Origin of the sequence: Microbulbifer halophilus (assembly GCF_026183675.1) — a bacterium.
In the GTDB taxonomy this organism is placed as follows: Bacteria; Pseudomonadota; Gammaproteobacteria; order Pseudomonadales; family Cellvibrionaceae; genus Microbulbifer; species Microbulbifer halophilus.
In genome coordinates this window covers 141,858-153,149 of record NZ_JAPIVK010000007.1, presented here as the reverse complement: position 1 = coordinate 153,149, position 11,292 = coordinate 141,858, and the positions used below count along the sequence as shown (strand labels likewise).

The window sequence follows — 11,292 nt, the reverse complement described above, 5'->3', positions numbered from 1 at the left end:
ATTCGATATGCCGCATGATGCCTATTTGAATGCCGGGTTAATAGTCGACCTTTTGGCGGCCGTTCACAGGCAACTCAGACCGTAGAAGCCATAGAAGAAAATACGAACCAACTCGAAAAACTGACAGAAGACAGCAAAGCGCAAACCAAAGCTATTGGGGAGTTGACACAAAAGCTCGAAGCAGATTCCGCAATGACAGTCGTGGACACAGCAGTTATCGATTGCGAGGTAGCACGGCAGTTGGAACGCTTGCGCAAAGGTCGATTATTTGGTGTCTTTGACACAATACTCGAAACACGAAAGCTCGTTGAGAGCTTACAAAGTGGCGGCCTCGCTCTGGCAAGCAGGAGCGCCAAGGCTGAGGCCCTCGCCTGGTGCGCAAGGTTTCTTTCAATGCCAGTGCCTGATGAAGCCCAGTCAGTACTTGAAGCTATAGCGAGCCCAGTCAATGAGCTGACAGCTATCGCGCGCGGGCTAATCACGGCCGGACGCGGCCATCTAAACGAGGCACTAGGGGAGCTGACCAATGTCGGTACGCCAATAGGGCGTGGCGCTGCGTATATCAGTGTACTTAAGGTGAAGGGCTTCGATAAGGCCTACCAATGGCTCCAGGAAGCGGAGCTGGCCCCTGCCAATCTCGATAGTGATGCAAAGTTCTTCTACCTCAAAGAAGCGCTGGAAAACGGCGAATGGACTCGTGCATTTGAAGCAGCGACAGCCCTGAGCGATGCCGACTTTGAGCGCTCTCCCGCGCTAATCCTCGCAGCCGCCGACGCATACCTCATGCAGGCGGTTCCCGATGAACTGCGTATGCTGCTGATACAGCACGTCCCCTTTGATGTTGCAAACTTCCCCTTACGGAGTGAACCTGAGAGCCTTGCTCACCGGCAGGCAGCTGCCAATCTCTACAAGCGTATGCACTCGGTCGCGGAAAATCTTGGGTTGCACGCTATAGCCGGACACGCGGCCGATCGGAGTCTCTGGTTGCGACTCACGAACCCAGAGACGGCGACGGAAGCACAGAGCGAGTTGGTCGAAAGCCTAAAGGATCGGACGACACTTCTTCGACGCCTCAACTTCGCGCTCCAATTTGGTATCACTGTTGATCTAGTGCAGGTAGAAAAGGAGGTCGATCGCCTGACAGCTCTTAGCGGAGGAGCCTCCCGCGATGCGGCGATCGCCCGCTTCGCTTTGGCGGTCATGCAGAAGAGCCACGCAGATGCTGCTGACTATGTCGAACGGCATCGCGAGCAGCTCCTAGAGCACATTGGTTGGAAGAGTGTCTACTTTTTTGAGATCGAGATGCTCGTCAAATCCGATCAAACCGCACAGGCGCAGGTACGCTTGCAGGAGTCCATAGATCGGGGCCTTACCGACGCTGAGGCAAGGCGGCTTCGGCGCCAGCTGGCGGAAGCCACAGGGAGCGACCCAATCGCTGAACGGCTCGCGACTTACGGGAAAAGTAGATCCATCACCGACTTGCGTCTCCTAATTGACGCATATGAGGAGGCAAAAAACTGGGAGAAGATCGTTGCGTACAGAAAGCTGCTACTGGATCAGACAGGTGATATCACCGATGCGCGTCGCTATGCGATTGCGCTATACAACCAAGAACATCTTAGTGACGTACTCGCAGTATTTGCGGAGTATCCAGCTCTCACAGACTACGACGATGGAATTCATCTACTTCACGCACAGACATTGTTTGAGCAAGGTAACATTGAAGAAGCGCGTTCAGTGCTGGACTCACTGCGCCAGAAAAGCGACTCGGCTGATGCACGCCAATTACTAATCAATCTCACCATTGCTTCCGGAGACTGGGAGTCGCTGCAAGGATTTATCGAAAGCGAGTGGAGTGCCCGCAACGAGCGGACAGCTGTTGAGCTAGTCAGGGCTGGCGAGATCGCCCAGCATATTGGCACTGCGCGAGGAAAAGATCTTGTTCGTGAGGCAGCATGGCAAGCCTCTGATGATCCGGCCATCTTGCTAAGCTGCTATCAGGCAGCATCTACAGCCAGTTGGGAGCATAACCCCGAAGTTCATCAATGGTTCGAACGAGCGGCCACGCTCTCAGAACAGGGCAGTGACGGCCCCGTTCAGAAGTTGTGCCTTGAGGAGCTAGTTAATCTCAAACCAGATTGGGAAAAGCATGAAACCGATACTTGGAACCTACTTGTCAAGGGTGAGATTCCAATCTTCACCGCAGGCCAGCTTCTCAACCAGTCCCTCATCAGCCTCTTTCTGTTGCCAGCGCTCAGCAATCTGAGTGAGATGGATGTTCGCAAGCGGCCACTAGTTTATGGTTTCAGCGGTGGACGCGGTAAGCACACAGTCGATCCAAGGGTTATCGCCATGGATCCAACATCGCTCATGACAGCTGAATTCCTAGGTCTCCTCGATGTCTACATCGAGATATTCGATAGAATCATCATTCCTCACAATACACTCGCGTGGCTCTTTGAAGAGAAAGCAAGGATTCTTTTTCATCAGCCCAGCCGAGTAGCAGCTGCTCAGGATCTCAGGCGTATGATCGACGAACGCCACCTACAAGTCTTCGAGGGCAGCACGATCCCCCCAGAGAGCCTTATCCTTGAGGTTGGTGAAGAACTTGCCGCTCTGGTTGCTGAAGCTTCATCCAAAGATCATCTGGATTCAAGACAACGGCTAGTTGTCCGAGGACGACCCGTGCATAAGGTCAGTACGTTCATGAAGGAGGAAGCCGATCTTGGCGCTTATGAATCCTATTTCTGCAGTAGCTTGGAAGTAGTGGACAAGCTTGTGCAGAAGGGGATACTCACAACGTCAGAGGCCGAGCTTGCTCGCGCTGCACTGCAGATACGTGAAAGATCTTGGCCATCCAATCACGAGATCACCGATGGAGCTATTCTCTATCTAGATGATGTCACCATTTCACACCTCGAGCCTCTTGGTCTCTTGCCCAAACTGCATCGCGCCGACATCACAGCGGTTGTCTCACACAGAACAATTGAACAAACTGATGCTTTAATCACATACGACGCGAAAGGTGCCGATGTTGTTAACATCGTTGAACGAATGCGCATGCATGTAAAGAAGGGATTGGAAAACGGCAAGGTCAAACTTGGCAGGGTGATCCGGGGCGGCATTGAGGATGGGCCACAAAATATGATGGCGCACCCTACGGTCGCCATGCTGAAGCTTGTGGATCAGGCTGATGCAAGTGTTGTTGATGACCGTTTTGTCAACCAGCACGCCTCAATTTCGTCAGAAGCTGCCAGTAGACCGCTATTGACAACACTGGATATCTTAGACGTGCTGCAGCGTAGAAACGTACTCTCGACTGAACGCAAACAGGAAGCGCGAACCACATTGCGACGAGCAAACTTTGCCATGATACCGCTCGACTCTGCAGAGCTGTCAAGGTTGATATCCTACGCCTCCATCGCGAATGGGGTCCTCACCGAAACCGCAGAATTGCGGGCGGTACGGGAAAGCATCCTGAGACTCCAAATGAGTGAGGTTCTCCAGTCGCCAAAGGAGCTCTCATGGTTAAATAACATACTCGGCGCGTGTCTTCTAACACTGAGAAATCAATGGAAGGATGGCCTGGATGAATCTGTGACCGTTGCTCGATCAGATTGGCTTCTCACGCTGAGTGATGTGAGAGGCTGGACGCACCGCCTGAATGAGGATGCACATCATCTTATGAAGCGGTATCGGAACTGGGTTGCGCTTTTAATGATGGCGCCCGTAGCCGAGCCAGAGCCTGTCAAAGCGGCATATTGGCGCTGGCTCGACTCGCGCGTACTTGGTCCGATAGAGGAAGAAGACCCCGAGACCTATTCATTCCTGATTGGACATGCAAAGTTGCAGGTCTCACAAGGAATAGAATCTTTAGTCAAAGATCTGGAGTATTCCGATGACTAGTGAGCCGATACTTGTAGATGCGGCTCTTAAGTTGCTACCACCACGCATCAGGCATGCCCTTCTCGATGACAGGCTCTTCATTGAGCGGTGGGGTATTTCGACTGTAACCCAGGTAACGCTGGGAAAGGGCGGACCGTCGTTCCGGCGTGACCGATTCTACGATGCTATTCGTAAGGCTATTCGGAAACCTGAGATCTCGGTTCACGTTGAGGCTCAAGGCGACTCCAACTGGACTGTGCTTGTGCAGCCGCAAGACAAATCGCTATTGTTTTCAATTAACAGCGGTGACAAACACTATTCCATCACGGACCACTCTGCGATCGCAGAAGATGCAGCCGTTAGAACTGCTTGGTTTGAGAGGACCGCCAAGGAAATCAATTTCGAGGGCGCAGCCTACCAAAGCTGGTTGGCCCGGATCCCCGGCGCACCGCTCAGCGATGACGAGTTTGCGGAGTTGATGACTGACATCGAGTGGACACCCGTAAGCGTCTACCACACTCTTCACTCCAGCATGGAACAGGCAGATTTCGATGTAACAACATTGGTACCATGCGAGCTTCGCTACTATGAACGACTCGTAGGTCAGCTCGGCTCTGCCACTTCGGTCGAGGAGTTCATAGACGCCCAAGCAAAGCCGCAGATTTCAGGCCTTCAGCGCTGGGACAGTTTTCATGGATTGCTCTATGCGCTGCTAACCTGTTCAATGGAGCAGATCGCAGACTACATTCAGATCGAGAACCTCAGCTGTGATGAGCTGACCAAAGCTTATCAATGGTTGACTGAACACGGTGATCCAATTTCTCAGGTCGGCGCGGTGGAGGTTGCTCTATCACATCTTGATACCCATCCAGAACTCGCGCCGTTCATTGAACAGATGGTCGAAGGGCTTATTGCAGACGACCCGGAGAATGACAGCAGTGGCTTTGCACTGCTGTCGGCGATGATCGTTATGGTAAGCTCAGAATTGGCTAGGAGGTGCACACTAGGAAGTCCACCTCCGTTCTATCGGAAGCAGGCTGCAATAGCACAGGCTTCGCTCATAGTTCGTTCGATAAATTGTTCACGCATCGACCCTGCAAGCGTCGTACAGTGGGCTCGAAACTCAGGTCTCGGCCATACCTTCCTTCTCCAAGGGCTGATTGACCTTCGCTGTGAACCGCGCTGGCTCCCGGACTTCGCGAGTGCTGATCAACTCCGAGCCGAGTTTGTTGGACGCATCTCGAATGCAGCGACCCGGAATAAAACAAAGATCCAAACCGAGTCTTTGCGGACACTTCTTCTCGAGTCGACTTCAAAGCTTGCAAATGCCGCCCGCTGGCCGTTCTCAAACTTTCCGGGCCCACTGGAGGGCGGGGTAACGCCCAGACATGCGATCCCTGACGATATTTTGAAAGATGTCAGGGTGATGCTTGAAGCCGACCACCTCGAAGCAAACTCCTTCGCAGGCTTAGTAAATACCGCTCTGCTCTTCAATTTACCAGAAGGCCAGTCGAGCCTTGCTGCAGACGCCCTGCGCAGAGTCAAATTCTCAATTGAGAATGTGGGGGATGAAGACAAGTCATTCGGGCTCATTGGAGGCCTCGCAGTTGTAGCCGCAGTAACGAGAGGCACCGACCTAGCCAACGCGCTTCGCGTCCTTACACGCGTGATGCGGCGTCGCAAACGGCTCATGGCTAATCCCAGTGACGAGATACGCATCGCCATGATCAGTGCAGCCTCGCACGAAAACCTTGACGACTGGGCGCGATTTGCCGGTGAATGGATGACTGAAATCGCCTTCGAGACTGCAGACAAGGATGCAGCTAAAGACTTTCTCCTCACGCTGCGTAGTCTAGTTCAGATGGAGCCAGCGCTTGCTCGGCATTGTGCAATAGCTGATGCTGCCTTGGCCGCGTTCGCGTCTTGAAGACACAGCCGCAGTAGGACTAGCTTCAAAGGGTGAGAAAGGCTCACCTGAAGACACCTGAGATGTGTATCGACTGCACTTTGTATTTTGGCGGAAGTGGTACAGAACCTTAAACAGAATTCGCAACAGAATAGCTAAAGTGTTCTGGCTTTAGCCTTGTCACTGCAGGACCTAAGCTAACCACATGTGAGAATAATGTTGGGGAGATCTACATTCCCCCGGTGCCTCTGCCATTCTTGCGCGAACCGGATTGAGGTCGATATAGGTCAGGCAAGCCGCCAGAGCCCTCTCGCCCAGCTCTGGCGATTGCTGATATCTGTGCATTTATCCAGTAGAATAGCGCAAAGTTCCAATCCAAGCCTCAACCCAGAACAGTCTCTTGCCTCAAGGATTTCTCCTCAGCCGCCACAGCTTTGATCATCGCGGCAGCACCTGCTCCACTACTGGCCACGCCCGAGGGCCCGGCCAAGCTGGTCATTGAAGGTGAGCGCCCTGTCTTTATGGGGAAGGTCGAGGACCGCGCCCAGGTGACCGAGGCTCTGGCCGGCGTGCCCTACGATTGGCAGCAGCTGAGCTTCCAGAGCTTTGGCCGTGCGGAGCGGCCATGCTGTATTTTTCGACGATCGACGCCCACCGCCGGGCCCAGACTCTATTGCAAAATCGCGGCATCCAGGTGCTGGAAGGGGATTTTCGTCTCCATGACCGTTAATGCCTGCCCCTGCCTGTTCAATATTTAACCGAAATACAACTTGTAACCATCTAGTAGAGCGGCATCTGAGGTCAAATTCATTGCAGGGAAGTTAAGCCGTTGACTTAAAGGGGGACTCAAATACTATCGAAAGCAGCCATATCCAGAATTATAAAGATGCTGCTCTGCATGTTTCTTCGGAAAGCGATCTCAGTTATGGCGGCTGGTTGATTTTTAGGCTGCTTTTGTGGGCCGATATAGATTTCACATTCCAGCGACTTTTTAGTCACATTGGCGTTGCTAACCTCCCAGCGTTTCATCAAATAAATACGGCAGATGGTTGGAGGGATAGCAATATGAGCAGGCAATTGAGGCAGGTATCGCGGTTGACTCTATCGGCGCTCCTGATTGGGTGTCCACTTTTTACCCACGCAGCAGAGGCGCCCGGTGCGTTGACTTTCGTAGTCAAAGATCAGAATACTGACCGGCCACTCCCAGCCGTGCAGGTCACGATTGAGGAGCGGGATACCAATTCCACACGATCTGTAGAAACCGACGCACAAGGTCGCATCGTCGTTGAAGAGCTCGACCCGGGCCTCTACTCGGTGAGGATAGCCAAAGGCGGGTTCAATGCATTGTATGAGCCAAGCGTACGCGTGGTTACGCGCAAAAATATCAAGCTTGAATTCGAGCTTGGAGGGCAGGCAATTGAGGAAGTGTCGGTTCTCGGACAGCAGGCTGAGGCATTATCAGCTAACAGCACCTACCTCGATAGAGAAGCATTGCGAGGTGCTGTTGGCGGTGGCGCAGATCCGCTCCTCTCGCTGGACGGTTTGCCTGGCCTGGCATCCTCCAGTGAATTCGCGAGCTTTAGCGTACGCGGCCGTGGCCCAAGAGATAATTTGCTATTCGTCGATGATTTTCCCTTTGACAAAGCGATACACTTTGATGCGACTCTGGGTGAAGAAGAAGATGTCGGTGGTGGCGGCCGTTTCTCGATTTTCGCACCGAACGTGATCAGTGGTGCAGAATTTTCACCGGGTGGGTGGAGTGCGGCTTATGGTGGCCGGGCGGCATCGCTACTAAAACTGGAAGTCGCTGATGGCAATCCAAGCCCTTCAGCAAGTCTGCGCCTCGACCTTGCGGGCTATGAAGTTGGTTACGACGGCCCTACCGGTATCACTGAAGACTCTACTTTGCTCGTTTCTGCTCGACGACTGGATTTCGGTGCTTTATTTGAAACGATCGAAGAACTCGATATTGGGGAGCCTGTCTTAAGAGACGTCATCGTAAAGTCGGTCATACCAGTCAACCAGAACCACACCTTCGAAATTCTACTGATGGATACACACGAAGACTATACCCGCGGCGTGACTCACGTTTTTGCGTCACCCAATTTCGAAGATACTGCACTTCAAGATTCTGAACAAGATAGTGATTTGTACGGTCTGACATTGCGATCATTGATTGGTGAAGAAGCTGTCTGGACCAACAAGGTTTATTACCGCACAAGCGACAAGATCAGCTCAGAGGGGGAATCATTTCCTGATCTCGTACCTGCGGGATCGCCGGCGTCTAGCTTCCCGGTGCGGGAAGACATTATTACCATCGGTGAAGATGAGACAGAGATCGGCTGGAGAAGCGACTTCGAGACAGTGAATCAATGGGGCGTGTTCACTGCCGGTGCGCGGGTAACGCAAATGGAACTGGACTACAACACCGTCCTGGATGGCGATTGGATCCAATTTGTCTACGACGACGATGATTTTAGACCGGACCCCGATCAGCATTATATTGTGCTAACGCCCGCGAATATCAACTCTTCACTAATTCAGAAAGAAACGAGCTATGCAAGTTATGTAGAACAACTTTTTGAGCGGGGCGATTGGGATTTTCGCACAGGCGTGCGGTTCGAGCGGGACGGTTTTGCAGACCAAAGCTTCGCGTCGCCCAGGTTCAGCGTCAATTGGTGGCCGAGTAAAACGGTTAGATATTTTGCGACTGCAGGACTCTTTCATCAGTCGCCACGGTTTTTAGATCTTGCCGCTAACGAGTCGAACGACCTTGAGAACGAAGAAATCACGCACGGTAGTTTGGGTTTTGAGTATTTCCCGAATGATAGCTGGTCGGTGTTGACTGAAGCCTATTATCAAAACCTCGACAACCTGGTGGTAGACCTTGATCGAGCAAGCGGAACCTTTGCAAACATTGGCGAAGGTACATCGTACGGCGTCGATATCGTGGCCAACGGTACGATTCGTGAGGGTATTTACGCTACCGCGACCTATTCTTATAACGATGCCAAAGTCGACCGAAAAGACGGTCGCGGTGACCTAGCCGCCGAATTCAGCCGCGAGCATGTCGCTACCCTCGGCCTGACCTGGGAAATCAACGACCGCTGGAAGGTCGCCGGACGCTACAAATATCTTTCCGGCAGGCCAGACGATGTGTTTATTGTTCACTCAGACGTATTGGGAGCCGGACAACCTCTACGCTTCTCGAAAGAGATCACTGAGCGCAATGTCGGTCGCAATAGCGGTTCCGGCTCGTTGAATGTTCGCGTTGACTACCGGCGCGCATTTGGCCCTATAGATACAACAGCCTTTCTCGATGTCATCAACGTAACGGCAGCGTCGTCGAGCGACGACAACGAGTTTGACTATCGCCGAGGCATTGAAGTGGAAGATGAGAGCGAAGCCGAGCCGCTTATTGGCCTGCGGCTGGACTATGCCTGGTAAGTCGTGCCTGGTAAGGGGGAGCAGCAGATGGTACACGCGCTTGGTGCCGTGCCGATTAGAGTGTTGATTGTCGAAGACAACCGCGACATTTGCGAGAACATTGCCGCGTATCTTGAAAAGCATAGCTACGTTATGGATTTTGCCTATGACGGTATAAGCGCGATGCACCTGGTGTTGACGAATCGGTTCGACGTTATTGTTCTGGACCTGATGCTTCCAAGGATGGATGGCCTAAGTTTCTGCCAAAAGCTGCGAACTGATGCCGGAATAGAGACGCCCGTGCTTATGCTGACGGCGAGAGACACTCTTGACGATAAACTCAAGGGGTTCAAGGCGGGAGCCGATGACTATCTGGTCAAGCCATTCGCATTGCAAGAGCTCCATGCGCGACTGCAGGCGCTGTACAAACGTAGGCACGGAAAAGCCGACAATCTGTTGACTGTTGGTGATCTAACGATGAACAGGTCCACATTACAAGTGCATCGCGCGGGGCGGCGCATCGATCTCACCCCTGCTGGCATGAGACTACTTCAACGATTGATGGAGGAAGCGCCGTCTGTTGTGGCCCGCGATGATCTCGAAACTTTGTTGTGGGCTGACGAGCGCCCCGATGGTGATGCGCTTCGCTCGCACATGTACAAGCTGCGGCAGGCTATCGATAAGCCGTTTGATAGCCCGCTAATTCATACGGTGCATCGCATAGGGTACCGAATTGCAGAGGGTGCTCAATAATGTACCGGTACAGTTTACGCAAGCGTGTCGCAATTGCATTCGCGATGTGTGTTGCTGTGCTCAGCGTGGCCTGGGGATTCGCTTTCTTCGGTGCGATCAGGTTGAGCGAAGACCGGGTACTGGCGCAACAGCTACAGCGTGCCGCCGAAAGCTATCCCTCTCTGGCGACGAACCTTCGCGGATACGATGAGGTTGGTAGCTTGCCGGAATCACTCAGGGAATGGGCGCAGACCAACCCCGATGAAGGGTTGTACGAATTCGAAGCGGAAGAGTTGCATGTCGCGGTAATACCTACCGACAATGAACAGCAGAACGCATTTGTGGTTTTCGACGTTGCCGGGATTGAGGCTGCGTCGTCAGAGGATTGGTGGTTACTGCTCGTTATCACCGGTGTCGTGGGTACGCTGGGTGCTCTTGGTTTCGGGCTGGGGGTTCTTGTGATGCGTAGAGCGGTGGCCCCTGTCGCGCAACTCGCCAAAGTGGTCGCGGACATCGATCCGGAAAAACTATCGGCCGAAGATCACAAACGCATAGAATCCAGCCGGTTCGGCGATGATGAGGTTGGCGTGCTCGCCAGGACCATTGAGAAGACGCTTGAGCGTATCAGTGCATTTGTAGAGAGGGAGCGATATTTTACCAGTTCAGCCAGTCATGAGTTGCGGACGCCGATCACAGTGATAATAGGCGCGCTTGAGCTGCTGGAACAAAGCAATCTGTCAACGGCCGATGCGAAGGTGGTAGAACGAGTGAGGCGTGCGACGTTCGAAATGAAAGCCATGATTGAAATGTTCCTGTGCCTCGCTCGCGAAACCGACGATGGGTTGTATGAAGAGCAGTTTTTAGTGATGCCGCTGGTAAGCCAGGCGATAGATCAGCAGCGCCACCTGTTGAACGGCAAGTTCGTCGATGTTGAAATCGACTTGATCGATGTGGAAATCGATGACCTAGCAAAACCCATTGCCTGCGGGCATTCACAGGCTTTTTCTATCGCGGTCAATAATCTGGTGCGAAATGCATTCGAGCACACGCTTGACGGGCAGGGACCGATCACGATTCACATCAAAGAGCAGGTGCTATTCGTCACCAATCAGGTGAGTAGAGAAGCTGATGAGCGGAGCACACCGACCGAGGTGTCGTCGCCTAACGGGTATGGTCTGGGCCTGGGTATCGTTCAACGGCTGTGTGAGCGCAATGGCTGGTCGTTTTCGCTGCACGCTGATGAGGCGCGCGTAGCCGCCCGTCTTTCGTGGTGACGACGGCAGGCCACCAGAGCCCTCCCGTTCAGCTCTGGCGGTTGCTGATATCTGTGCATTTATCCAGTA

General features: G+C 53.0%; 6 protein-coding genes. All 6 read left to right on the top strand.

Annotation, left to right across the window (positions count from 1 at the left end; translation table 11 throughout):
• Window positions 1-192: 192 nt before the first annotated feature.
• The 6 genes from OQE62_RS05650 (at window position 193) to OQE62_RS05625 (ending at window position 11,223) form a co-directional block, all read left to right on the top strand.
• Window positions 193-3,906 carry an HTH domain-containing protein gene (locus OQE62_RS05650; protein WP_265721024.1) on the top strand — a complete coding sequence of 1,238 codons (3,714 nt, stop codon included), beginning with the start codon at window positions 193-195 and terminating at the stop codon, window positions 3,904-3,906.
• On the top strand, window positions 3,899-5,812 hold the full coding sequence (locus OQE62_RS05645) for a hypothetical protein (protein WP_265721023.1): 1,914 nt from the start codon (window positions 3,899-3,901) through the stop codon (window positions 5,810-5,812). The genes OQE62_RS05650 and OQE62_RS05645 overlap by 8 nt, the downstream gene beginning before the upstream one ends.
• A gap of 413 nt (window positions 5,813-6,225) precedes the next feature.
• Window positions 6,226-6,549 (top strand): hypothetical protein, encoded by a 324-nt coding sequence (locus OQE62_RS05640; protein WP_265721022.1) that lies wholly within the window; start codon window positions 6,226-6,228, stop codon window positions 6,547-6,549.
• Between the two features lie 307 nt (window positions 6,550-6,856).
• Window positions 6,857-9,238: a TonB-dependent receptor gene (locus OQE62_RS05635; protein WP_265721021.1), complete on the top strand. Its 2,382-nt coding sequence runs from the start codon at window positions 6,857-6,859 to the stop codon at window positions 9,236-9,238.
• 27 nt (window positions 9,239-9,265) lie between these two features.
• On the top strand, window positions 9,266-9,970 hold the full coding sequence (locus OQE62_RS05630; protein ID WP_449288962.1) for a response regulator transcription factor: 705 nt from the start codon (window positions 9,266-9,268) through the stop codon (window positions 9,968-9,970).
• Window positions 9,970-11,223 carry a sensor histidine kinase gene (locus OQE62_RS05625; protein ID WP_265721020.1) on the top strand — a complete coding sequence of 418 codons (1,254 nt, stop codon included), beginning with the start codon at window positions 9,970-9,972 and terminating at the stop codon, window positions 11,221-11,223. Before OQE62_RS05630 ends, OQE62_RS05625 begins: the two co-directional genes overlap by 1 nt.
• Window positions 11,224-11,292: the final 69 nt, after the last annotated feature.